The 25,223-nt window shown below is 68.2% G+C and carries 16 protein-coding genes and 2 pseudogenes; 8 read left to right on the top strand and 10 right to left on the bottom strand.

Annotation, left to right across the window (positions count from 1 at the left end; translation table 11 throughout):
• Positions 1-4: 4 nt before the first annotated feature.
• A complete protein-coding gene (locus tag TU31_RS23630; protein WP_042158063.1) occupies positions 5-1,321 on the top strand; it encodes an RICIN domain-containing protein in 1,317 nt (438 codons plus the stop codon).
• Between the two features lie 198 nt (positions 1,322-1,519).
• Here TU31_RS23630 and TU31_RS23625 read toward each other — a convergent pair whose 3' ends face one another.
• The 6 genes and pseudogenes from TU31_RS23625 to TU31_RS23605 form a co-directional block, all read right to left on the bottom strand.
• Positions 1,520-1,948 (bottom strand): DUF4279 domain-containing protein, encoded by a 429-nt coding sequence (locus TU31_RS23625; protein ID WP_245698748.1) that lies wholly within the window; start codon positions 1,946-1,948, stop codon positions 1,520-1,522.
• An 11-nt stretch (positions 1,949-1,959) separates the two neighbouring features.
• Entirely contained in the window at positions 1,960-5,811 is a 3,852-nt protein-coding gene (locus TU31_RS23620; RefSeq protein WP_245698653.1) for a polymorphic toxin-type HINT domain-containing protein, read from the bottom strand.
• 106 nt (positions 5,812-5,917) lie between these two features.
• Positions 5,918-8,047, bottom strand: coding sequence for a LamG-like jellyroll fold domain-containing protein (locus tag TU31_RS23615; RefSeq protein ID WP_078885924.1), 2,130 nt, complete (start codon positions 8,045-8,047; stop codon positions 5,918-5,920).
• 125 nt (positions 8,048-8,172) lie between these two features.
• Positions 8,173-10,527: a LamG-like jellyroll fold domain-containing protein gene (locus tag TU31_RS23610; protein WP_158894635.1), complete on the bottom strand. Its 2,355-nt coding sequence runs from the start codon at positions 10,525-10,527 to the stop codon at positions 8,173-8,175.
• Between the two features lie 544 nt (positions 10,528-11,071).
• Positions 11,072-11,281: pseudogene (locus TU31_RS39875) on the bottom strand (hypothetical protein); the annotation flags it as partial.
• A gap of 137 nt (positions 11,282-11,418) precedes the next feature.
• Positions 11,419-11,976: a DUF3291 domain-containing protein gene (locus TU31_RS23605; RefSeq protein WP_042158059.1), complete on the bottom strand. Its 558-nt coding sequence runs from the start codon at positions 11,974-11,976 to the stop codon at positions 11,419-11,421.
• A gap of 1,058 nt (positions 11,977-13,034) precedes the next feature.
• Here TU31_RS23605 and TU31_RS23595 point away from each other — a divergent pair.
• Together TU31_RS23595 and TU31_RS23590 are read left to right on the top strand one after the other, a co-directional pair.
• The gene (locus TU31_RS23595) at positions 13,035-14,579 is read left to right on the top strand and encodes an FMN-binding glutamate synthase family protein (protein WP_042158056.1); all 1,545 of its coding nucleotides are present in this window, start codon (positions 13,035-13,037) and stop codon (positions 14,577-14,579) included.
• A 122-nt stretch (positions 14,580-14,701) separates the two neighbouring features.
• Positions 14,702-15,508, top strand: a complete 807-nt coding sequence (locus tag TU31_RS23590) for an alpha/beta hydrolase family protein (RefSeq protein ID WP_042158055.1) — start codon at positions 14,702-14,704, stop codon at positions 15,506-15,508.
• A 62-nt stretch (positions 15,509-15,570) separates the two neighbouring features.
• Here TU31_RS23590 and TU31_RS23585 read toward each other — a convergent pair whose 3' ends face one another.
• Complete coding sequence (locus tag TU31_RS23585) at positions 15,571-16,146, bottom strand: CGNR zinc finger domain-containing protein (protein WP_042158053.1); 576 nt, start codon at positions 16,144-16,146, stop codon at positions 15,571-15,573.
• A gap of 82 nt (positions 16,147-16,228) precedes the next feature.
• Between TU31_RS23585 and TU31_RS23580 the strand changes: the two genes are divergently transcribed.
• Positions 16,229-17,401, top strand: coding sequence for an epoxide hydrolase family protein (locus TU31_RS23580; protein WP_042158052.1), 1,173 nt, complete (start codon positions 16,229-16,231; stop codon positions 17,399-17,401).
• A gap of 84 nt (positions 17,402-17,485) precedes the next feature.
• Here TU31_RS23580 and TU31_RS23575 read toward each other — a convergent pair whose 3' ends face one another.
• Positions 17,486-18,466 (bottom strand): EamA family transporter, encoded by a 981-nt coding sequence (locus TU31_RS23575; RefSeq protein WP_245698652.1) that lies wholly within the window; start codon positions 18,464-18,466, stop codon positions 17,486-17,488.
• 176 nt (positions 18,467-18,642) lie between these two features.
• Between TU31_RS23575 and TU31_RS23570 the strand changes: the two genes are divergently transcribed.
• Entirely contained in the window at positions 18,643-18,978 is a 336-nt protein-coding gene (locus tag TU31_RS23570) for an ArsR/SmtB family transcription factor (protein ID WP_042158050.1), read from the top strand.
• A gap of 32 nt (positions 18,979-19,010) precedes the next feature.
• Here TU31_RS23570 and TU31_RS38105 read toward each other — a convergent pair.
• Positions 19,011-19,124, bottom strand: a pseudogene (locus TU31_RS38105) (IS5/IS1182 family transposase); the annotation flags it as partial.
• A 143-nt stretch (positions 19,125-19,267) separates the two neighbouring features.
• Here TU31_RS38105 and TU31_RS23565 point away from each other — a divergent pair.
• Entirely contained in the window at positions 19,268-20,449 is a 1,182-nt protein-coding gene (locus tag TU31_RS23565; protein WP_078885922.1) for an acyl-CoA dehydrogenase family protein, read from the top strand.
• Positions 20,450-20,675: 226 nt separating this feature from the next.
• Here the strand turns inward: TU31_RS23565 and TU31_RS23560 are convergent, their stop codons facing one another.
• The gene (locus TU31_RS23560) at positions 20,676-21,656 is read right to left on the bottom strand and encodes an AraC family transcriptional regulator (protein ID WP_042158048.1); all 981 of its coding nucleotides are present in this window, start codon (positions 21,654-21,656) and stop codon (positions 20,676-20,678) included.
• Between the two features lie 526 nt (positions 21,657-22,182).
• Between TU31_RS23560 and TU31_RS23555 the strand changes: the two genes are divergently transcribed.
• Entirely contained in the window at positions 22,183-23,403 is a 1,221-nt protein-coding gene (locus tag TU31_RS23555) for a styrene monooxygenase/indole monooxygenase family protein (RefSeq protein ID WP_042158046.1), read from the top strand.
• A gap of 75 nt (positions 23,404-23,478) precedes the next feature.
• Positions 23,479-25,203 (top strand): flavin reductase, encoded by a 1,725-nt coding sequence (locus TU31_RS23550; RefSeq protein ID WP_042158044.1) that lies wholly within the window; start codon positions 23,479-23,481, stop codon positions 25,201-25,203.
• Positions 25,204-25,223 lie beyond the last annotated feature (20 nt).

Genomic DNA, 25,223 nt, shown 5'->3' with positions numbered 1-25,223 from the left:
GTTGATGAGCCCTCATAGCCTCATCCGACACGATGGCACCGACGTCCGGCAGTCGGGCAGAACCCGGCGATTACGCTCGGCGGTATCCCTCCTGGTCGCCTTTCTGCTGGCCTGCGCCGGCATCGCCACCTCGACCGGTACCGCACAGGCGGCCGCCCCGGACAGTCACAGGCCGGCGACCTGGAACATGGATCAGAGCAGGGCCCGCTGGACAGGCGCCTACGAGCTGGCAATCACTCACGACGTGGTCGCCCTACAGGAAGTCCCCAGTACCCCACCGCACGCTGCCCGCCACCAGGGCACGGTCAACGGTGTCGACCACTACCTGTGGCAGGAAGGCGAGCGGGGCGAAGAGCGTCACCTGTACATCCTGCGCACGCCCAGCCGGAACCTCGGAATGATCACTTCGTGGACGCCCGACGACGTCCTGAACATCACCAGTGTCTACCGGCCCGCGCTCGGTGTGATCGACCGCGCCGACGGCATCATGTTCGCCTCCGTGCACGCGTCGTCCCGCCAGGGCGGTGACTCCGGGAGACTGCTGTGGGAAGTCGCGTTGGAGGCCGCCGCTGAGGGCATCGCGCACTGGGCCGCGATTGGTGACTTCAACATCGCCCCGGAAAGCATCGGGCGGCTCTTCCCGCCGGGCAATTACCGGGTGTACAACCCCGGTCAGCCCACGCACGTGAACGGCAGCGAATACGACTACATGGTCGCGAATCTGACCACCGACAGGTGGCAGGCCACCGTGCGTTCCAACCCCGGCAGCGACCACTGGCCCGTACGGTTCGGCGCGCTGCTGGGCGCCGCCGGGCCCCGCTCGTTCACCATGGAGGCGCAGCACAGCGACCTGCTGCTGAACGTCGACCACGGCAACTCGGCCAACGGAACGCATGTCGTCCAGTCCCAGGACCACGGCGAAGCCTCCCGTTGGTTCCTGCGCCCTCTCCATCGAACCAATCCACCGGGCCAGCCCTTGTACCGCCTCGTGAGCGCGACCGGCTACAAGTGCCTGGACGTGCACAACGGCCAGCACTCAAAGGACGGTGACTACCTCGAGATCGATACGTGCCACCTGCCCGATGGGGCGCCCGAGCCGGGCGGCTACCTGCACGACACCCAGAACTTCACCGTGGAGCATCCCGTTGCGCACCAGCCGAACATGACCGTGCTCCGCAACCAGGCCACCGGCGACTACGTCAGCATCAGCGGCAACTCCACCCGTGACGGCGCCTGGGCCATCCAGTCCCCCTATGAGACCGGCAGCGGGTCCTACCCCGTGGGCAACGAGACCTTCTACCTCCACCCCACCCCCCAGTAGGCCCCCACCCCCGATACCCGGGAACCGTCCGAAGGGTGCCTGTCCGGCAGATGCCGGGCAGGCACCTGGGCGGGGGGCACCGGAGCACAGCAAGACCGTGCCGAACACCTCACCGCGTCCTCCCCGGACGCAGAACCCCCGCCGGCAAGCCGGCGGGGGTTCCTCACCCGGCGCGTTCCTCAGTCGAGAGACCCGACTCTACGGAATGGCATCGTCCTGGTCATCGCCGCACTCGTGGTAGATGTACTGGTCGATGTCGAGGGACGCCTTGGCCTTACTCATCCAGGCCAGCAGGTCGGCCCCGAGGAGAATGCCCTTCTGCCGCGGGTCGTCGAGGTCTCTGATCTCCTGAACGATCTCCAGCGAGACAACGGCCTCCCCGGAGTCGGCCAGTCGCCCCAGGGCATCGGCGAGATCCGGCCCCCACCCGACGACCACCGGCTCCAGATCCTCAGGCCGCGCGCATCCTTTTGCCGTTGCGGCCCATCGGATCCAGGTCGCATGCGACCGCGGAGGCGACTGCGGATGTCTGCGACTTCCGATCGACGTCGATTCGTCGGGCTGCGCTCCCAGCCTCCTGGAGATGTCCTCCGGCTGCAAGGAATCACTGACCACCCTGAGATACATGCGAAAGGCGCTCATGGCACGTACTTGTAATTCGTCGGAACCAAGATCTTTCCATCCTTGCTCACAAGAATGAGCCTGCCGTCGCCGTCGCGCATCGCATCAAATCTCGACACATTGTTCTTCCCGACCCAGTCTGCTTTGAAGCCGTGCGGGTCCTCATCAAGGCTCTTGAGCGCCTTCTCAAGCTGCTTCTCCCGCATCTTGACCAGGGAACCACGATCGATGTTCGCCGCGTCAGGAATGTCTCCGGGGATGAATTCGCAGGAAGCGTTGTGCACCAGGACCGGGGTCCTGCCTGCCAGCACATAGTACGTGTGCAGGTCGGCGACCGTCAGGTTGTGGACGCGCTGCCGGGACGTGGTCCAGGACCTGGTCGTGTCGATCCGCGCCTGGCTTCCGGCTTCGGTCAGCAGCCTTTCGCCCGGCTTGAGTTGCTCGGCGTCGCGCCAGGCGTTCCTGCCACCCGTCACCCAGAACGGGTGCTTGCCGGTGGCGGTCACCGTGCCGGAGGTCCGTGCACCGGGACCGGTGACGGTGACTCGCACGAGATCCTTCCGGCCGAAGCCGGTGATGGTCGCCTGAACACGCTTCGCCGCGGTGCGGCCGGTCCGCGGGTCCGTGGCGATGACCCGGTCTCCGGTGCGGATGTCCTCGATCGGTTTGCTCCGGTGACCGGCCATCAGGACGCGGGTGCCGGGGATGAAGCTGTTCTTCCCGCAGGGCTTGCCCTTCTTCAGGAATTTGAGCTTGAGAGCACTGAACGCGAGGCCCTTGAGGCACGAGAGTTTCTTCGTCTGGAGGCACTGTTCGATCTCTTCCGCGCCCACGTACCAGGCGATCAGGCGGTCGAGGTAGGTGCTGTTCGTGCAGCTCATCCCGCCTGCTCCGTCGCCCGCGCAGACCAGGACCACCTGGCCGGGCTTCAGCCCCCCGCTTCCCAGGAGGCTTCTGCGGTACTCGATCAGCCGCTTGTCGAGGGTCTTGCGCATCTCGCTGTCGGACAGGGGCTTGTTCTTCTTGAGGAGCTCGTCCTGGATTTGCGCCTTCATCTCCGAGAGCAGCAGGTCGGCCGCGGTCTTCATCGCCTCGGTCGAGGCCTTGGCCGCCGCGGTGGCGTCCTTACCCGCCGCCTGAGCGGAGACGCTCGCCTCGTAGGCGGCGGAGTTGGCCTGCAGGGAGTAGGAGGACGCGATGCCCGAGGAGTGCTCGGCCCGCTCCGCGGAGCGGGCCGCCGCCTGCGCGTCCTTGCGGGCGGACGCCGCGGCGCTGTTGGCCTTCCTGGCGGACTCGGCCGCGCTTCTGGCCGAGTCGGCGGCCTGGTCGGCGGACTTGTCAGCTTGCTTGGCGTAGGTGTCTGCTTTCTCGGCGGACTTACGCGCCTTCTCCGCCCAGGTGACGGCCTGCGTGGCCTCGTCGCGGGCGTCGGCGGCGACGCTCTGTGCCTGGGCGGCGTCCTTGTGGGCGAGCGCCGCGGACCGGTCCGCCCCCGCCAGCAGGATGTCGATCTCGGCGATGTGGGCGGCGGCGTTGGCGTCGCGCTGCCGCGCCCGGTGGAGCCCGATCTGCAGGAAGTCGTGCAGATCGGACGGCGGTGCCGACAGCGCGGCCTGGGCCGCTGCCTTGACCTCGGGGCCGCCGGCCGTCATGGCCTGGGAGACCGCGACCCGTTCGTCGCCCTCGCGCGCCTTGTACTGCCCGGTCTCCAGGAACTGGTGCAGGTCGGCGGGGGTGCCGTCAAGGGCCTTGTTGGCCGCAGCCTTCACCCCCGGGCCGCCCGCCTCCATGATCCGGGAGACCGCGATGCGGTCGTCGTGCTCCTTGCCCGGGTAGGCCTGGGTGCGCAGGAACTCCCGCACCTGGTCGGCCGGCTTGTCCATCACGGCCAGAGCGGCCCCCTGCAACGCCGGGTTGTCGCTCGTGGCGGCGATGTGCCCCACGCTGGCCCGGTCGTCCTGCTCCATGGCCACCGTCAGCCCTGTGCGCACGAACTCGACCACTTCCGCGTCGGTCCCTATCAGGGTCTGCTCGGCGACGGCGCGGACCCATGGGCCACCGCTGGAGGCGAGGTTGACCGCGAGCTGCCGCCCCTTGGCCGCCATGACCTGGGGGTCGGACGCCGCGGTGGCCTCTTCCCGGAGTTTCTGGGTCGCGGTGTTGAACTGCTGGACCCGGCCGGCCTGCCACTGGGCGGCGGCGACGCTCGCGTCGTGTCCCTTCTTGGCCTCCTCGGCCGCGAGGACGTTCTCCTCCTGCTGCTCCGCCAGCCGCTCGGCGTCGGCCTTGCGGGCCAGCTCCGCCACGGTCCTGGCCTGACCGGCTGCCGTCTGCGCGTCATTGGCGGCCTCCGTGGCGGCGTCCGCCGCAGCCGTCGACTCCTTGGCCGCATCCACCGCCTGCCCCGCCTCGTCCGCGGCCTTGTCCGCCGCCTTCGCCGCGGCCTCGGCATGCTTCGCTGCATCGTTGGCGGCGTTGCGCGACTGCCGTGCGGCCACCGCGGCCTGACGAGCATTGGTCTGCGCCGCCTCCGCCGCACGCGTGGCCTGGCCCGCCAGCCGCTGGGCCCGGGCCGCCGCCGCCTTCGCCTCGGCCTCCTTCGCACCGGCCTCACCGGCCCAGCGCCCCGCCTCGGCGGCCGACGTGGCCGCCGCGGCCGCATTGGCGCCCGCGCTGGCCGCGGCACCCGCCGCCTTCGCCGCGTTGTCCGCGGCAATACCGGCCTGATCAGCGGCGTCCGCCGCCTTCTTCGCCCCGGCGGCCGCATCACGCGCCTTCTGCGCCGCCAGCCGGGCCTCCTTGGCCTTGGACGCATTACCGGCCGCCGCCGCTGCCGCCGACCGGGCCGAAGAGGCCGCGCTCCCGGCCCGCCCGGCGGCATACGCCGCCTGCGCCGCAGCCGTCGCGGCCACCCGTGCCACCCGGTTCGCCGCAGCAGCCGCCGCCACCGCCGTACGCGCCGCCTGCGCCGCCCGGTCGGCCGCGGCAGCCGCCCGCGACGCCGCTGCCGCCGCCTTGTGAGCCGACGACTTGGCCCCCTCGGCTTCCTTCGCCGCGACCTGCGCGGCCTCCTTGGCCCGCTGAGTCGCCTTCTCCGCCTTGGCCGCTTCCTCCTTGGCCTCCTCGGTCAGTTCCTTGGCCTTCTTCTGCGCCCGGTCAGCGAGTGCGGCCAACTGCGAGACCGTAAGGGCCTCCTGGTCCCGCGCGGCAGCGACCTGCCACCCCTCGTCCAGGAACTCCTGCACATCCTCCGGAGAACCGTCGAGAGCCTGCTGCGCGACCTTCTTCACATTCGGGCCACCCGCGGTCATCAACTGGGCGACCTGAACCCGGTTGTCCTCCTCCCCCGCCCGGAACTGCCCGTCATCGATGAACCGGCGCCACTCGTCGGCCGAGCCGTCCAGCGCCTTGCCGGCCGCCTCCTTCACACCCCGCCCACCGGCGGCCATGATCTGCGACACCTCGACACGCAGATCGTCGTCATAGGGCTGAACGAGCCCGCCGTCCAGGAACGCCTGCAACTCCTGGACCCCGCCGTCCAGCGCCTTGTTCGCGGCCTCCCGTACGCCCGGCCCGCCCATGGCCATGACCTGCGCCACCTGAACCCGCAGGTCGTCTTCCCTGACCGACGGAAGTTCCTTTTCCATGAACGTGTCGACGTCCGGATCCGGCTCCAGCAGGACGGCCTCGGCCGCCTTGCGCACGCCCGGTCCGCCGAATTTCCATTCCCAGAGAACGTCGGTTCTGTCGTACTCCGGCCCCTCATCGGCCGCGGCGGGAGGCAGATCCGCGCCCGCTATCAGCGCCAGGGCCAGCAGCGTCGCCACGACACCGCGCCGGCCCGAGGCGCTCCGTAATCCTGCTACCACAACGGTTTCTCCTTGTGAGTGAGTGAACGGTTCTCATGGACAGCCAGACGGTGCGTCTCCCGACGCGCCTCGGGCGGCACGGCCCGAGGCGCGCCGGAAGTCCGCGTCAGCGTTCGGCGCAGTGCGCGTTCCGCCACTGGACGAAGTGATCGGCGCGGTTGGTGATGACGCCGTCGACGCCCCATGCCGTCGCGGTCTGCCACTGGGCCTCGATGTCGACCGTCCAGACGAACACCTCGACGCCGGCGGCCCGGAGCTTTTCCACGGCCGCGGGACGAGCCGAGAGGCCACTGAACTTGACCGCATACGCGCTGAGCGAGAACTGCCGTGCGGTGGCCACGGGGTCGGCGTCCAGGACCGACCGGAGCAACGCCACCTTCGTCCGGTGCGGGGAGGCGGATGCGTCCCGCACCACCTGCTCGTCGAAGGACTGGAGCAGCGTGCGCTCGCTCATCCCCGCCTCGGAGACGAGCCCGAGGGCCCGGTTGACCGCGGCGGACGACTGCGGTCCCTTGATCTCCAGGAGGAGCCGCGCCGGCCTGTCCTTGAGCGAGGCCAACACCCGTTCCAGCGTTGGGACTTGGCCTCCGCCCTTGACCGTCAGCCGGGATATCTCCTCGGCGGTGAGCTCGTCGACCCGCCCGGTGCCATCGGTCGTCCGGTCCACGGTCGCGTCGTGCATGATGACCGGCCGGCCGTCCTTGGTGAACTGCACATCGGTCTCGACCCAGTCCGCACCGCGATCGGCCGCGGCCTCCAAGGAGGCCAGCGTGTTCTCCGGGGCTATTTCCGGCGCGCCACGGTGCCCGATGGCATTCGTGCGCGAGCAGCCGACCAGGACGGCCTCGTCCCAGATGCGGATGTTGTCGATGGTCCCGGCGAAGTGTTCCTGGAAGGTGCCCTGGTAGTGGAGGCGGCCGATCTGGAGCCCACCGTTGGCCCGCCAGGGGGTGGTGAAGTCGACTGCGGTCTGGGGCTTGCCGTTGACGAAGAGCTGGATCTTCTTCGCGGCGCTGTCATAGACGCCGGTCAGATGGGTCCAGACGCCGGTCTGTGCCGTGTCCGTGCTGATCGAGCGGGCGATGGTGGTGTCGTCGGCGTCCGCGGTGTGCCGGTTGAAGACCCACTTGTCGTAGTTCTTGGAGTAGTACAGCTGAAAGCCGCTCGCGCGATTACCGGCCTGGGAAAGGAGCGTGCGGTTCTTTTCTTTGTTGTCGAGCTTCACCCATGCGGAAACGGCAAACGACTTGGTGGTGTCGACGACCGGCCCAGCGGTAGCCGCATAAGCGGAGGTGCCGTTCAACTTCAGGGCGGTGCCGACCTTGCCCGGTACGCCGAGCTGGGCGCCGCCTCCGGCCACCGTGGCGACCGGACCGGCACCCATACCTCCGCTGACGTGCGTCGCCCCCGCGGTCTCGTCCAGCGGGAAGGACGCCAATTCCTGCAAGTGCGCGGGGAACTGGCCGACGGAGAGCGCCGTGGCATCCGCCTGCGTCACAGCGGACTGCACCGTACGAACCTCATCGATCGCGCCCGCCGCATTCTCCTTCCAGGCGCTGTGCGAGCGCAGCCGGCCGATCTGAAGACCGCCGGTGGCCCGCCACACGGCGGCTGCCTGCACCGACTGTTGGAGTCGACCGTTCACGAACAGCGACAGCGAGCGCTTTTCCGCGTCATAGGAACCGGTCAGATGGGTCCACTCATCCGGCTGCGCGGCATCCTTGCTCACGGCGCGCACGAGGTCCGGGCCGTCCGTGTCGGCGGTGTGCTGATTGAAGACCCATTTGTCGTAGGCCTTTGAGTAGTAAAGCTGGAATCCGCTGGCGTGGTTGCCGGCCTGGGAGAGGAAAGTCTGGTTCCTTTCCTTGGTGTCGAGCTTGACCCATGCGGATACGGAGAAGGATTTGGTGGTATCGATGACGGGACCGGCGGTGGCCGCATAGGCAGAGGTGCCGTTGAGTTTCAGGGCGGTGCCGACCTTGCCGACCGTCCCCGGCTCGGCTCCACCGACCAGCTCTGCGGTGAACTCCCGTGCCGCACCACCCAGCACCCGCCGCGAACCGGCGTCCTCATCCAGGGAAAAGGCCGCGTCCTCGGCCACGCCGGCCGACCGGACGGAGGGGGCGCGCCCGGCCGGTGAAGCCGCGAGCGGATCGCTCGACGCCATCGCCGGGGTACCGGTGGCCAATACGGTTGCCACCATCAAGGGCAGCACTAATCGACCGTGGAGTTTCATCTCTGATCCTTGTTCATCAAGCGTTGGGGCATGCGGAGAGCGCGTCTCCGTGCTTACGGAAGCCGGGGCCCGGCCCGGCGCAAATCGCCGGTCAAGGCCCCGGTGGGGAATGACTCCGGAGACCGCTAATTCTTGGTCTGGATCCCGTCGTTGAAGATCTCGTCCACGCCAACGGCCCGATCCCAGATGCGGATGTTGTCGATGGTCCCGGCGAAGTGCTCCTGGAAGGTGCCCTGGTAGTGGAGGCGGCCGATCTGGAGGGCACCACTGGCCCGCCAGGGAGTGGTGAAGTCGGCTGCCGCCTGGGGCTTGCCATTCACGAAAAGCTGGACCTTCTTCGCGGCGCTGTCATAGACACCGGCCAGATGCGTCCACACCCCGGTCTGTGCCGTGTCCGTACTGATCGAGCGGGCGATGGTGGTGTCGTCAGTGTCGCCGTTGTGCCGGTTGAAGACCCACTTGTCGTAGTTCTTCGAGTAGTAGAGCTGAAAGCCGCTCGCGCGATTACCCGCCTGAGACAGGAACGTGCGGTTCTTGTCCCTGGCGTCGAGCTTCACCCATGCGGAAACAGCAAACGACTTGGTGGTGTCGACGACCGGCCCGGCGGTGGCCGCATAAGCAGAGGTGCCGTTCAACTTCAGAGCGGTGCCGACCTTGCCCGGTACGCCGAGCTGAGCGCCGCCACCGGCCACCGTGGCAACCGGACCGGCACCCATACCTCCGCTGACCTGGGTCGCCCCCGCACTTTCATCCAGCGGGAAGGACGCCAATTCCTGCAAGTGCGCGGGGAACTGGCCGACGGAGAGCGCCATGGCATCCGCCTGCGTCACAGCGGACTGCACCGTACGAACCTCATCGATCGCACCCGCCGCATTCTCCTGCCAGGTGTTCTGCCACCGCAGGCGGCCGATCTGGAGGGCACCACCGGCCCGCCAGGGGGTGGTGAAGTCAGCTGCCGCCTGGGGCTTGCCATTCACGAAAAGCTGGACCTTCTTCGCGGCGCTGTCATAGACGCCGGTCAGATGGGTCCACACCCCGGTCTGTGCCGTGTCCGTACTGATCGAGCGGGCGATGGTGGTGTCGTCAGTGTCGCCGTTGTGCCGGTTGAAGACCCACTTGTCGTAGTTCTTCGAGTAGTACAGCTGGAATCCGCTGGCGCGATTACCCGCTTGAGACAGGAACGTCTGGTTCTTGTCTTTGTTGTCGAGCTTGACCCAAGCGGAAACGGCAAACGACTTGGTGGTGTCGACGACCGGCCCGGCGGTGGCCGCATAGGCAGACGTGCCGTTCAGCTTCAGGGCAGTGCCGACCTTGCCGACCGTCCCCGGCTCGGCTCCACCGACCAGCTCCGCCGTGAACTCTCGCGCCGCACCACCCAGCACCCGCCGCGAACCCGCATCCTCATCCAGGGGGAAGGCGGCCTTGCCGTTGAAGGCACTGCCCGTGAGCCACGAGACGATGTTGTCGGTACGCGCAGCGGTGGAGCCGTCGCCGTCTCCGGACTGGCCCAGGCAGCCGGCGTGGGCCGCGAGACTCTGGACCGCCGTGATGCGCCCGTTCCCGTCGAGGACCGGCCCTCCGGCATCGCCCTTGCACATCCTGCCGCCCGTCAGCGCCATGGTGGTGTCCGTGGCGCTGCTCCGGGTCACGTTGCTGTTATGCGGACCGGCGGGCACCCACGCCGTGCCGGTTCGCCCGTATCCGGCCGCGACCAGTGCCGCCCCGTCGCCGGGGGAGCTGCCCGCGATCCTGGCAGGGGCGATGTCGGTCAGCGGAGCGGCCAACCGGGCCAGCAGCACGTCACGGTCGTCGCGCGGCACCACGTAGTTGATCCGCACCGGCGCCTTGCCCGCGAAAGCGGCCGTCGCTTCACGCGGCGGCGCGCCCGCCGGCACCGGCTTGGCCGGGTCGCCGGAGAAGCAGCTCGCCGCCGTGAGAACCCAGGTCCGGTCGACGAGGGCGCCGCTGCACCCCTTGCCCCCCTGCTGCCCGGGCCGGCCCACGGTCACCCGGGCCAGCCATGGGCGAGCGGAGTCTCCGGTCATCACGGGCGTCTTGCCCTCACCCACGCTGAGTTCCAGCACGGTGGAATCGAGGGCGGGGTCGAGCCCCTCGCCCAGCGACTTCCAGGCACCGGGTTCGAGGACGACTTCCTCGACCTTGCTCTCATTGGTAGCGGGGTTCTCCGTCCGCACCGTCGCTGTGACGCCTTCCCGGCTGTCGGACTTGGCCAGGTAGGAGCGCTTGATCTCCAGAGCCAGGTACCCCACCGGCCCGGAGACCGCGAAACACGCGTCGCCGCTGGTACGGCTGTTGACCCGGACCAGATCGCTGCCACCGGAGGCGCAGTCGACGAGCGTGATGTGGCCGTCACCTGAGACGAGCTTCAAGCCCTTCTCCGCGAGCAGTTTGTCCCGGTCGGGGTAAGCGAAATCCTCCACCAGGGAATCCGATCCATCACCGGGCGCCGCCGCCGACACTCCGGCCATGGGGCCCGTGCCCCAGGCGGCCACCGCGGTCAGCGCGGCCAGTGTCACTGACATCGGCCGCCCCAGCACACCACGCCACCTCATACGAACTCCCCCCATACATGGATGTCAAAGACCAGCCATGCGGAACGCCGATGCGATCAGAGATGTCGGTCGGCTCGGTGCGCGTCGCGGCAGATCGGGGCGCGCGGTTCCGTGGTCATGCCCTGCGGAGATGGTCCCGGCATGGTCAGGTCAATCCATCTTCACCTGATCATCACAACCTTCACAGGCGTTCCACAGCCAATTTCTGTCACAGATGACCGAAACCGGTACATCGGGTTTGAGGTGGGTGAGGCGTGCGGGCAGGGGGCCTTGGCAACCGCGGAGAGAGCCGAGGAGTCCGGGGCCGTCTCCCTCCCCCGGGGCCTCTCCTCACGGGATGCCTGGCCCCGCCGAATCCGCCCCTTGCAAGCACCCTTTGTCGCGTACGGAACCACGGGTCCTGCTAAGCGGTCCTGGGCACATCCAGAAGCAATCAGCTGCGGCCGGGACGTCTCGGTGCGCTCCACAACACCTGGGGCGCGGCTGTGGACCCGAGCCGGTCGCGGACGAGGTGCTCGAACTCGGCCCGGTGATCCATAAGCCAGGACAGGTAGAAGTGCCTTTGGTTGATCACGTCTGCATCGGTGCCGCGCTTGTACTCGACTTTACCGACCGCAGGAACTCGTGAACCGGCTCTGAAATGCGACGACTCATAGGCCACAGGTCCGTGACGGGGAGTCGGAGCCGTTTGGCTTTGTTCACGAGAACCGGGTTCTCGTGAACAAAGCCAGGCCGTTGCTGTTCGCCGTCATTCAATCGAGGCGTTTGACAGCGAATCCAGTCGTTGAGGCTTCCTTGTCAGCGAACCTGGTCGCTCTTCGGCCCGATGCCTTTGATCCTGGTCGGAGTTCCGTCCGGGGCGAATGAGTGGTGGAAGGTGAAGGCGTGCGGCACGGCGCCGTGGCCGTGGAGGTGTTCCAGCCTGGAAACCCCGTCCTGCCAGGTGGGTATCACGCCGTCGGAGACCCACCAGCACACGTAATTCGGGTGCTCTGCCCTCTCGAACCAGTCGTAACGCCTGTTCAGCGCCTCACGGTGCAGACCGGTGTAGACGGCGTCGAAGGCGGGGCGCAGGTCGGTCCATAGTGAGAGTGTCGCGGCCAGGGCGGTGGTTTCCACCGTGCGGCCCTTGCCGTACCAGGTCGGTACGGCGAATTCTCCCCATGCACCCCAGTCCGCCCCGAAGAGCATGCCCCGGTCACCGTCTGCCGCTTCAGCACGCCCGAGGTATCCGGGGTGCTGACTGATCTTCCGGTAGACGTCCTCACCAATGTCGTAGAACTCGCGCGTGAGAGGTGCGGGATCGGCGAGAGGTGACTTCAGGACACCGAATGTGTACAGCGCAAGATGGGGCATGCGTCTCTCCTTGGTTGGGGGGTGCCTGGTGTGGACCCGGTTCGGTGGCTTACGCATGGGGGCGCGGATTCGTGGGGCGTGACCAACTCAGCCCGTCGCGGGTGGCTCAGCCTGAAGGAACTCCTGTGCGACCGTGGGCGATCGCCGAAGACCAGGTGAAGGTAGCTGCCTCTGCGAGCCATGTCGAAGTTGCGATTTCCCTGTCCAAGTGCCCTCTTGCACAGGTCTTTTCAGGATCTGGGGCGGTGGCGCTGCCTGCCGCCGTGGAAGTCCGCATCGGACCGGCAAATGCCGAGAAGCAGCATCGACAATCCCGCTCAAGCCGGTGTGCCGGGGCGACGCCGGCGGCGTTGTCGGCGTCGACTGGGTCGGATGACGGAGCGACTGGGTTCACTGTCAAAGGACAGTTGCGGTAACTCGCCTGGGATGTCTCATGGGACGGCCGTCCACCGGGACGGTGAACGGCCGTGGAGTGGTTGGGCGGGGGGGGATCAGGACGTCGGTGCCGGTTCGGCGATGCGGGCTTCGAGGTCGGCGACCCGCCGGTCCTGGAAGCGCAGGTTCGAGCGGGCGGCCTTGAGCCGATCGTCGAGGGTGCGGTTGTCGGTGGTGAGCCGGCGGAGGAACGCAAGCTCAAGGATGGTCGGGAGTGCTCTCCGGCCTCCAGGGCATTCGGGCTCTTGCGTGCCAAAGGCTACGACCTGGTTCGACGCGGGGAGCCCCCCTGCCGAGTCCTGCGTAGGGGCCGCGGAACCCGCGTCGTCACCGCCTCCTTGCTGCGCGTACTCGATCAGCCCTTGCCTCGCCCGGCTCGGCCGGCGCTCAGGCGTTACGCCGTGTGACATGAGCGTCACCGTGCACAGCCTGTTCTGACGCGCCTGGACCACCCACCACTGGGAAGACCACCCCACCCGCGACCCTCTTTCCGGGCGAGCCCCTACTATCACTTGGCGTTCTCCGACGAACGCTGACGCCCGCTGAGTCGTGCCCAACGCCCGACACGACACGACGACTCCGCCGCATGGCAGTGGAGTCGAGCATCGAGGAGAGGAACGTTCATGCGCGCCCGGAGCATCGCCACGGCCACCGCAACAGCATTGGCACTGGTGGCCGCTCGTGACCTTGTCCAGAAGAAGCACGCATTGCTCCGGAACTTCCCGGTGCTCGGGCACGCCCGGTACCTGTTGGAGACGATCGGGCCGGAGCTGCGGCAGTACATAGTGACCTCCAACGACGAGGAGCGCCCGTTCAGTCGTGACCAGCGCACCTGGATCTACGCGTCGGCGAAGGGCGAGAACAACTACTTCGGGTTCGGAACCGACAATGACGTTGAGCACATGCAGGGGCACGCGTACCTGAAGCAGCGCACGTTCGCCGGCGCGTTGCCCGACCTGCACGACCCACAGGCCCTACTGCCGTCAGCCAAGGTGCTGGGCGGGCCGCGCGGGCGTGCCAAGGCGTTCCGGCCGGCGAGCGTGGTGAACATCTCGGCGATGAGCTTCGGATCGCTCTCCGGCGCGGCCGTCACGGCGCTCAACAAGGGGGCGGCACTGGCGGGCACCCTGCACAACACGGGCGAGGGTGGTCTCTCGCCGTACCACCGCAACGGCGGCGACCTCGTCCTGCAAATCGGTACGTCCTACTTCGGCTGCCGCAACGAGGACGGCAGCTTCAACATCGACAAGCTCAAGGATGTGGTCGCCGGCGCCCCGGTCAAGGCGATAGAGATCAAGCTCTCCCAGGGTGCCAAGCCCGGGCTGGGCGGAATGCTGCCGGGCGCGAAGGTGACACCGGAAATCGCCGAGATCCGCGGCATCCCGCTCGGCGAGGACTGCGCTTCCCCGTCGCGACACACCGCGTTCGGCGACGTCGACTCGATGCTCGACTTCGTCGAACTGCTCGCCACCGAGACCGGCCTGCCGGTCGGGATCAAGAGCGCGGTGGGCGAGATGGAGTTCTGGCAGGAGCTGGCCACGCTGATGGCGCGTGGTGACCGTGGTGTCGACTTCGTGACCATCGACGGTGGCGAGGGCGGCACCGGGGCGGCGCCGCTCACCTTCTCCGACTCGGTGTCGCTGCCCTTCCGGATGGGCTTCTCCCGGGTCTACGGCGTCTTCGCCGAGCGGGGGCTGACCGACGACCTGACCTTCATCGCCTCCGGCAAGCTCGGCCTGCCCGAGAACGCCGCGGTCGCCTTCGCTCTGGGTGCCGACATGATCAACGTGGCCCGTGAGGCGATGTTGTCGATCGGCTGCATCCAGGCGCAGAAGTGCCACACCGACAAGTGCCCCACCGGCATCGCCACCCAGAGTCCGTGGCTGGCCCGCGGCCTCGACCCGGCCTCGAAGGCCACCCGGGCCGCTGTCTACCTACGGACCCTCCGCACGGAGCTGATGAAGATCTCGGCGGCCGTCGGTGTCGCCCACCCGGCGCTCATCACGGCCACGGACATCGAGATCATGAACGGCGACTACGAGGCCCGCACCCTGGCCGGCGTCTACGGCTACAAGGACGGCTGGGGCGAGCTCGGCCCGCACCTCGCCGAGGAGATCACCGCGCTGCTCACCACCGAGCAGTCCTCCGACCAGAAGCCGACCGCCTGACGCGCCGATCACGGCAGGCACCGCGCTCGCCGCTCCCCTGCCCGGAGCGCGCGCGTGGCGCCGGCCGGTGGCACCCTTGTCTTCCCTGCTCCACGAACAGCCCCTGCCTAGGTGATCAGAACATGAGCGAAAAAGTGAGATTCCCGAGCGTCGTCGGCCCCGAACTGGCCGGAGCGATCGACCTGCCGGACGGCGAGATCCGCGGCCGGGGGATATTCGTGCACGGATTCACGCTCGGCAAGGACTCGCCGGCCGCGTCGCGTGTCAGCAAGCAGCTGGCCCGCGAGGGGATCGGCATGCTGCGCTTCGACAACCTCGGGATCGGGGACTCCGACGGCGACTGGGGGGACGGTTCCTTCACCGTCAAGGTCCAGGACACGATCCGTGCCGCGGCCATGATGGCGGAGCGAGGGACTCCGGCAGACCTGCTGGTGGGGCACTCATGGGGAGGCGCCGCCGCCCTCGCCGCGGCGGCCGAGGCAACCGGCGTCCGCGCGGTCGCCACGATCGGGGCGCCGGTCGATCCCAGCCACGTCGAGCGACAGTACGACGCGGTCGTGGATCGCGTGCTCAGCGAAGGGTCGCACGAGTGGTTCGTCGGCGGGAGGACCCTGGTCCTCAAGCGCGCCTTCGTCGAAGACGTCCGCCGTGCTCATCTGCGGGACCGGATCGGCGAGTTGGACCTACCCCTACTCGTCCTGCATTCGCCGACCGACAACACCGTCCACATCGACAACGCCGGAGAGATCTTCCGCGAGGCACGACACCCGCGAAGCTTCGTCTCACTCGAAGGAGCAGACCATCTCCTGACCGCCCGAGGACAAGCACAGCGAGCCGCCCGCATCATCAGCGCCTGGGCCGACCAGTACATCCACGGACCACGGCCCGCAGGAGACACATCTCAGGTGGTGAAGAGCTCGCTCGGATAGCTACGGGGTCAGGGTCGCGGGTGGGGCGTTGTGGGGCCCACCTGGCTGTACCGAGGTAACGATCACTCCGCTGATCTGGGGTTTTTGCGCTGGTTGGCATGGAAGCGCGCTTTCTTCTGACGGTTCCCGCACGTGTTCATGTCACACCATTTGCGGGTGCGGCTTTGGCTGGTGTCGAAGAAGGCGGCTCGGCAGGTGGGTGATGCGCACAACGCCAATTTTCCGTCGCGTTCACCTGCGATGATGCTGATCGCGTCGGCGGCGATCACACTGAGGGCATCTTCCACGCAGGAAGCCGAGCTGAGCCGCCATCGCCGCTTGCCCTCGGGCGTCAGGATCGCCGCGGCCCGCCCCTGAGCGCTGCAGTCATTGATGACTTGGACAGCAGATGCAGGGAGAGCGTCCTGGATCGCGGCCGCTGTCGCGGCGGCGTGAATCGACTCCCTCAGTTCCCGGGCGAGGTCGAGCTGGGCAGGGGTGCAGGAGTCCACGGCGAGGCCGTACACCGTCAGCCAGTCGACGAGTCGGTGCGGCGTGGGAATGCGCTCCACAGCGTCGCCATGGCGCTCCGACAGCGTCCCCGTGAAGCTGGTCGCCAGCACGTTGCCGAGGCGGAAGTCAGGGAATCCAGCACGCATGGAACCACCTTAGACGGTTGCAGCGCGGCTCGGAGAACTGCTAGAACCGTCTTAGCCGGTTCCGCGATGGCCAGGAGGTCTCATGCCCCGTCCAACCAGCGACGTGCAAGCATTTGAAGCCCACGCAACCGACGCCGACCTCGACGATCTGCGCGCGCGACTGGCGGCGGCGCGGCTGCCGGAGGCCGAGACGGTCCATCGCGCCGCGCCCGGCCCTCGCCGATGGGAACAGGGTGTTCCGCTCGCGGACCTCGTCGATGTCGTGAACTACTGGCGCACCGGGTACAACTGGCGGTCGTTCGAAGAGCGCCTCAACCGGATCGGCCAGTTCCGCACGACCATCGACGATCTGGGAATCCACTTCCTGCACCGCCGATCCGCGCGCGCAGATGCCACTCCTGTGCTCTTGACGCACGGCTGGCCGGACAGCATTGCCCGGTTCATCGATGTAGTGGACGAGCTGGCAGATCCGAAAGACGCAGACGCACCGGCGTTCCACGTCGTGGTCCCGTCGCTGCCGGGCTTCGGTTACAGCGACAAGCCGGCCACCACCGGGTGGGGAACCGAAAAGATCGCGGCCGCGTGGGTGGAACTCATGGGAAGGCTCGGCTACCGCAAGTTCGCAGCCCACGGCGGCGACTGGGGAGGCAATATCACCACGGTGCTCGGCGGCAGGTTCCCGGAGCACGTTCTCGGCATCCACACCACGTTCGCGGCGGCGCCACCCGGATTGACGACGGACGGGCTGACGGCGGACGAGCGCGAGTGGACCGAGGACACCCGCGATTTCTGGCGCCACCGCGCGGCGTATGCGAAGCAGCAGGCGACCCGACCGCAGACCATCGGCTACTCGCTCGTCGACTCACCGGTCGGGCTGCTCGCCTGGATCCTTGACAAGTTCGCCGAGTGGTCAGATACCGAGGACAGCCCGTTCGAGACGATGTCCAGGGACAGGGTTCTTGACAACGTCACGCTGTACTGGCTGACGCGGACCGGCGCATCGTCGGCCCGCATCTACTACGAAAGCCACAACTCGCTCGATCCCGAACTTCGGGTCGACGTCCCGTCAGCACTCACCATGTATCCCCGCGACGTCGAGAAGTGTCCGCGCCCCTGGGCGCAGGAGCGGTACCGACAGATCGTCCGATGGAGGTCGCCCGAAGCCGGGGGACATTTCCCGTCGCTGGAGGTTCCCGAGTATTTCGTCAAGGACCTGCAAGAAGGCCTCGCGGCAGTGCTGGCCGCTCACCGGTGAACGCGGCTCGGTGACCCGGCACTCGATCACCGCCTGATCCGGCTCACGGCGTTGCCCGACGGCTTCCAGACGGGAATTGTCGCCTTACCGGGCGCCCTGGGTGCCCTCGGGAATGCCGGTCCCGTTCCGCGTAGATCCATTCTCGGGGAGAGAGCCGCTCGTTGCCCGGACGCGTGAAATCCTGCGCTTCCCGGGTCCCAGATAGGTGGCGGCGATGGAGGCACAGGCGACTGCGGCGATGCCGAGCCACTGGGACCGGTCGAGGCGCTGGCCGAGGACGAGCAGGCCGAACAGGGCGCCCGCGGCCGGCTCCAGGCTCGTGAGTACGCCGAAGACGCGCGGCGGAATCCGGCGCAGGGCTTCCAGGTTGAGCGAGTACGGCAGCACGCTGGATACCACTGCCACGACGGCCGCCACCCACAGGACATGCGGGTCCAGCAGGCCGGAGCCGGCGCGCGCGATGCCATAGGGGGCACTGAGCAGCGCCGCCCAGGCGATGGCCACGGCCAGGCCCTGGCCACCGCTGAGGCGGGTGGCCATGCGGGCGGAGACCAGGATGTACCCGGCCCAGCAGCAGGCCGCCCCTGCGGCCAGGGCGAGGCCGACCGCGGGCAGAGAGGCGCTGCCTCCGCCGCCGAGCAGGAGTACACCGCCTACGGCCAGGCACGCGGGGAGCAGGTCGAGCGCGCGGCGGGAGCCGGCGAGGGCGATGGCGAAGGGGCCGAGGAATTCGATCGTGGCGACGATCCCCAGCGGGATGTGATTGACGGCTTCGAAGAAGGCGATGTGGTGTCCGGCGAGCAGGGTTCCGGCGGCGAGCACGGTCTTCCAGGCTCCCTTGGCCGCTTTGAGTGCTTGGTGCCTCGGGCGCCACAGCGCGCAGAGGATCAGGCCGGCGATGAGGAGCCGCAGGAACACCACGCCCGCGGCTCCTGCCTGGGGATAGGCGCTGGGGGCGAGGGCTGCTCCGAACTGGATCCCGCTCACTCCGGCCAGTACGAGGCAGGGCGCGGGCACCTTGCCCGCGACGGCGGAGAATCCTCGGTCCGCACTTCGTTGCTGCATTTCTCCGTCCGCGGTTCTGGGCCCGGGCAGGGGGCTGCCCGGGCCGTGGGTCTTGCAGGCGGCCTGCGTCGTGAACTGCTTGCCGGGGAATGTTCAACCGGAAGCGAACATTAGCAATGTACGATGGGGATCGAACATTCAGCAAGCGAGTGCGGAGCCGCGGAGGAGGCTGAGGGATGCCGGAGCAGGCTGCAGCCGCAGGGCACCGACCGGCGCCCGTGCACACCCACCCCGACGATGTCCCCGTGCTCACCGCCCTGTCCGCGCTCGCGGACCCTGTGCGCATGGATCTGATCCGCACTCTGGCGGACCACTCCGACTGGACGCTCAGTTGCAGCAACTTCGACGTGTCCGTGGGCAGAGCCGCCAAGAGCCACCACTTCTCCGTCCTGCGCGACGCCGGCCTCGTCGAACAGCGCGACCAGGGCACCAAACGGCTCAACCGCCTGCGCCGCGAAGAGTTCGACGCCCGCTTCCCCGGCCTTCTCGACCTGGTCCTCCGTGCCGACTAGGCAGTTCGCTCGTCATCGGGCGGACCGGAGGAAAATGCTTGGCGCGTCGCGGCCTGACCGGCGGTGCGAACGAGGCTCAGTGGCCGGCAGCGGTCGTCGGCAGCAAGGTGGATCGTTGTGGTCAGCCCGCCGCGGGACCGGTCGATGGCATGGTCGCCCGGTTCGCCTACCGGAGCCCCTTTTTGCGAGCCCCGGCAGCACGGAGGTTTTTTGAGCAGGACGGGGAACGGGTACGGCTCCTCCCTTATGGTGACGCTGACTCAATACTGCGAGCGAGGAGCGACCATCGATGGCGGTCTCGATCGGATTGCATGTCAGCCCGGAATTTTCCGCGATGCGCGAGCGGATTGACGCACTCGGCGGGGCGCTGGAGGCGGACGCGGACGCGGCCGAGGAACTCGGCAGACTCACCGAGGACATTGCGCGGGCGTTGCTGGGGGCTGGGGTCGTGCGAGCCGCACTGCCGCTGAGCCTCGGCGGTTACGAGTTCTCCCCACGCCAATTGATAGAGACCGTCGAGCGGGTCAGTTACCACGATTCCGCGGCCGGCTGGACGATGATGGCGCTTCAGTTGATGACCGGCACCACTGCGGCCTATCTCGATGCCGTTGCGGCGGCCGACTTGTTCCCTGATGTCGCGGATGGGGATCACGCGTTATTGGCTGGGCACGGCACCCGGCCCGGCCGGGCCGTCCCGGTGGAGGGTGGATATCTGGTGAGCGGCAGTTGGCAGTTCGCCTCCGGTATGGCGCACGCCACCCATATCCACAGCGCGATCCAGGTCGAGGGCACCGGGGAGCTGCGGGTGCTGGCGATGCCGAAGTCGCAGGTGGAACTCGTCGACAACTGGGATGTGCTCGGGCTGCGTGCGACGCACAGTATTGATTACCACTGCGCCGATGCGCTTGTCCCGGAGTCGCACACCTATCTCGCCACGACGATGAACCCGGCCAACGGCGGCGCGATTTACCGCCTCGGCTTGGTCAACATGTCCGCAATCGGACACACCGGGTGGGCGCTCGGTGTCGGGCGGCGCCTGCTCGATGAACTGAAGTTGGTCGCCGCGGCCAAATCCGGCACACGTAACGCCGCCGTCGACACCGCGCAGTTCCACGCGGAGTACGCGACCGCCGAGGCCAAGCTTCGTTCGGCACGGGCGTGGGCGATGGAGGTGTGGCGAGGTATCGAAGACATTCTGGATGCAGGCGAGTTGCCGAGTACCGAGCAGGACACTCTGCTCAGGCTGGCGCTCAACCACACGACATGGACCGTGCAGGACGTGGGTCAGACGGTGCACCGATGGGCGGGGACGGCGGCGATCCGGCGCGGGCCGATCGACCGGTTTCTGCGTGATCTCGGCACAGGTACCCAGCACATCACCTCAAGCCCCACGGTCCTGCAGAACTGCGGGAAATGGCTCAGCGGAGCGCAACCGCGAGCGCACTGGGAATTTCTCGACTTGACGCCGTGACCACCGGGCCGGCGAGTACGCACCGGCACGAAAGGGAGCCGGCGTTCGGCCCGGCTCCCGGATTTCATGGTGCCTGCGGCGACGCCACCGCCTGGCGGCCCTGCCTGGTCGAGGCCGAGCGGCACGGTCAGGACTGAGGATGGACAGAACGGCCTGCATCGTCCTGCCCGCCGCTCGCCGCCCGCCGCCCGCTGATCGGCAGGGCCGTCGAAAGACCGAATTCCTCCTATGACCGCAACGTCTCCGAAGGCGACTCCCCGAACTGTTGGCGGTAGGCGAGTGAGAAACGACCCGGGTGCAGGAAACCCCAGCGGGAGGCGACGGCAGTGACGGTCGCGGCACCGGGATCGGAGGCCAGGAGTTCCTTGCGTACGCGGTCCAGGCGGACCTCGCGCAGGTACGCGAGCGGTGTCGTGTCGAGGTGCCGGCGGAAGCCTTCCTGAAGGGCCCGTACGCCGACGCCGACACATTCCGCGATCTCCGCGACCGTGAGCGGCTCAGCGGCGTGTCCCTCGATGACCTCCATGGCGCGGCGGACCGCGGGCGGTGCGACGCGCGGCTGCTCGCCGAGCAGCGCCGATGTGTAGTTGTGGGGCTGAGCCATCAACAGCTGGGTCATGAGGAGTGATTCAAGCTGTTTTGTCACAAGGGGCCGGCTTGTCATGTCGCCAGGTCCCTCCGCCTCCCGGCGCATGAGGTCGACGATGTTGAGCCAGGACCGGGAGCCCGGTGTGGTGAGGTTCATGCCGAGCGAGAAGAAGATCGGGCGGCGCACGGCGCGGCCGAGCAAACTGCCCAGGTGCGATTCCAGTGACGATCGGTCGAACCACACGATCAGCTGCGGATTGCCGTCACCCCAGCGCATGTCCAACTTTCCGGTCGGAGAGGGGACAGAAGCGAGTTCCGGGGAGGAAATGATCTCCTCGCGGCCGCAGGTGATTTCGGCGTAACCGGCGAGCGGGATCTGGACAAGGAAAAAGCTCTCCAGATCGCCCGGTGTGATCCGGACTTCCGTTCCGTAATCGAGGTAATAGAGACCTGTCCGGTCGAAGGGTGCGCCGTGCAGCCTGGCGTCGAGCGTCGCCGAGCGCCGCGTGATGCGCAGCTCATGCGGACAGAAGGCGCGGCCGACCTCGGCCCGCGCTTCCCAGATGTCCGTTGTATGAAACCGCTGGTGATTTGCGAGGGGGGACTCTTCAGCGGGCATATAAACCTCCACCGCCGAGATGCGCGATCGGGACAGCAACCCGCGTGATCCGGATAGCGAAGGTGATCTTGCCATACCAAGATTGCTGCCTGAACGCCGCGGACCCGAGAGAATCCTGGGAATCAACAATGCAGGGAGTGCCGGGCCGGACTGCGCTCGTCAGAGGCGCAGTCACGCCCAGCGGACAGCCCGTCGCATGCGCGCTGCGCTTATTACGCGCGACCGGCGCGGCGGGGGCCGCCATGGCCGTACCCCCGCACATCGCGGCACCCCTGCCTCTGCTGCCCCGGCTCGCCGATGCGGCCGGGCCCCTCTAGCCGGCCGGGTTACCCGGGGCCCCTCCCCCGGTCCTACGGGTGCCCCGGCCTCCCGCGGCTGCCCGCCAACCCCCCCTCCGGCGGGCAGCCGCATCCCCCACCGCCGCTGCCCTCTCGTTGCCGCCGCTACGCGCCGCAACGCTGCACAGCGCACGGCACCGCACGGCACCGCTCAAAAAACCGCACATCCAACCCCGGAGATCCCCCTCATGCGCAAGATCACCATCGTCGGAGCCGGCCAGGCCGGTCTCCAGCTCGGCATCGGCCTGATCGACCACGGTTTTGACGTCACCCTCGTGTCCAACCGCACCGGGGACCAGATCCGCGAGGGCCGGGTCATGTCCAGCCAGGCCATGTTCGGCACCGCGCTGGCCCACGAGCGCAACCTCGGCCTCGACTTCTGGGGCGACGCCTGCCCGTCGATCGCCGGTCTCGGCGTGAGCATCGCCGACGGCCAGGGTGGCCGGGCGCTCTCCTTCGGCGCCCGTCTTGAGGCCACCGCCCGCTCCATCGACCAGCGCGTCAAAATGCCGCTCTGGATGGGTGAGTTCGCGCGCCGCGGCGGCCGTCTGGAGCTCTGCGAGGCCGGCATCGAGGACCTGGAGCGCTGCGCCGCCGAGTCCGACCTGGTCATCGTCGCGGCCGGCAAGGGCGAGATCGCCGGGCTGTTCGAGCGGGACGCCATGCGTTCCCCGTACGACGCTCCGCAGCGCGCGCTGGCCCTGGCGTACGTCACCGGCATGGCACCGCTGCCCGACCGCCCCGGCGTCAGCTTCAACGTCATCCCCGGTGTGGGTGAGTACTTCACCATGCCCAGCCTCACCACCAGCGGCCCTTGCGACATCATGTTCTTCGAGGGCATCCCGGGTGGCCCGCTCGACTGCTTCGACGGGCTCACCCCCCACCAGCAGCTGGCGAAGTTCCAGGAGCTGCTGCGGACGTACGTTCCGTGGGAGGCCGAGCGCTGCACCGATGTCGCGCTCACCGACCAGAACGGCACCCTCGCGGGCCGCTTCGCGCCGACCGTCCGCAAGCCCGTCGCCACGCTGCCCTCCGGCGCGCAGGTGCTCGGCCTCGCCGACGTCGTCGTCCTCAACGACCCGATCACCGGCCAGGGGTCCAACAACGCCTCGAAGTGCGCGGCTTCCTACCTCGCCACCATCCTGGACCACGGCGAGCGCCCGTACGACGCCGCGTTCATGGAGCTGGCCTTCGGCCGCTTCTGGGACACCGCGCAGTCCGCCACGACCTGGACCAACGCGATGCTCGGCGCCCCGCCGCAGCACGTCCTGGAGCTCTTCGGCGCGGCGAGCGCCAACTCCCGTATCGCCGCCCGCTTCGTCAACGGCTTCGATGACCCGCGCGACCTCTTCCACTGGTTCATGGACCCGGTCGCCGCGAAGAACTACCTGACCGAGGTCAGTGCCTGAGGTCCCTCAGGACCCGGTCAGCAGACTGACGGCTCGTCAGTGGTACGTACGTAACGAGAGCAGGACAGCAGGACCATGAGAAGGATCGCGGTGATCGGCGCCGGGCAGGCGGGTGCCCAACTCGCCCTGGGACTCCAGGCGCACGGCTATGACGTCACCCTGGTCACCGACCGCGGCCCCGACGAGATTCGTCGCGGCCCGGTCATGTCCAGCCAGTGCATGTTCGACACCGCGCTCCAGAGCGAGCGCGAACTCGGCCTGCACCACTGGGAGGACCAGGCCCCGGACATCTCCGGTATCGCGCTCTCTCTCATCGGTCCGCACGGTACTCCGGACGTCTCCTGGCGCGCGCCGCTGGAGGGCCCTGCCCACTCCGTCGACCAGCGGGTCAAGTGTGCCGCCTGGATCGAGCAGTTCGCGGACGGCGGCCGCGGCGAGATCGTGCTGCACGAGGCGGGCGTCAATGACCTCGAATGGTATGCCCGTACGCACGATCTCGTCGTGGTCTCCACGGGCAAGGGCGAGCTGAGCCAACTCTTCCCGCGCAACTCCGAACTCTCCCCGTACGACCGGCCGCGCCGTGCGCTTGCCCTGACGTACGTCACGGGAACGGGGCCGCGGGAAGGGGAGGCCGCCGTCCACTACCGCATGGTCCCCGGCGTCGGCGAGTACTTCTCCTTCCCCGCCCTCACCACCACCGGACCCTGCGACATCATGGTCTTCGAGGGCGTCCCCGGCGGCCCCATGGACTGCTGGGACGACATCCGCACGCCTGAAGGCCACCTCACCCGCTCACTGGAAATCCTCCACCGCTTCTTCCCCGACGAATACGAGCGCTGCCGGCACGCCCGACTCACCGACAACCAGGGCGTGTTGCGCGGCAGGATCACTCCGACCGTTCGGCACCCCGTCGCCCGTCTGGCCTCCGGCCGGCACGTCCTCGGCATGGCCGACGCCGTCGTCCTCAACGATCCGATCACCGGCCAGGGTTCGAACAACGCGGCCCAGGCCGCGACCCACTACCTCGACAGCATCCTCCGCCACGGCACCGCCGAATTCACCCCGCAGTGGATGCAGCGCACCTTCGACAACTTCTGGCGCGGCTGGGCTCAATGGGCCGTCGGCTGGACCAACTCGCTCCTGACCGACCTGAGTCCCCACCACCACGACCTCCTGACAGCGGCGGCCGAAATCCCCGCTGTCGCCGGCGCCCTCGCCGCCGGATTCGACGACCCGCGCACCCTCTACCGCTGGTGGTTCGAGGAGGCCGAGGCGCACCGCTTCCTCGCCGAGAAGCGCGCCCAGCACGCCGCCCGCTTCGACGGCCGCGAACTGCGCCGTGCGCTGGGCCAGTACGCCACCGGCGTGACCGTGGTGACGGCCCGCGCCCCCGACGGCCGCAACGTCGGCATGACGGCGAATTCCTTCACCTCCGTCTCGTTGGACCCGCCCCTCGTCCTGTGGTGCCCCGGCAAAAACAGCCCGAGCCTCCCGGACTTCACCGACGCCTCGCATTTCGCCGTCCACATACTGGCCGCCGACCAGCACCACCTCTCCCGCCAGTTCGCCACCCCGGCCGACGACAAATTCCGCGGTACGCCCACCACCCCCGGCATCGCCGGCACCCCCCTCCTGGACGGCGCGGTTGCCCGCTTCCAGTGCCGCACCGTCCAACGCCTCGACGCCGGCGACCACATCATCTTCCTCGGCGAGGTCGAACAGTACGAGGCCGACGGCGGTACCCCTCTGGTCTTCCACTCGGGGTACTACCACGTGGCGACGAAGCATCCAGATCTGTGACGGAGCATGCGGATCCGTTC

It is taken from the genome of Streptomyces lydicamycinicus, from assembly GCF_000829715.2.
GTDB lineage: Bacteria > Actinomycetota > Actinomycetes > Streptomycetales > Streptomycetaceae > Streptomyces > Streptomyces lydicamycinicus.
This window is presented reverse-complemented; position numbering and strand designations above follow the sequence as displayed.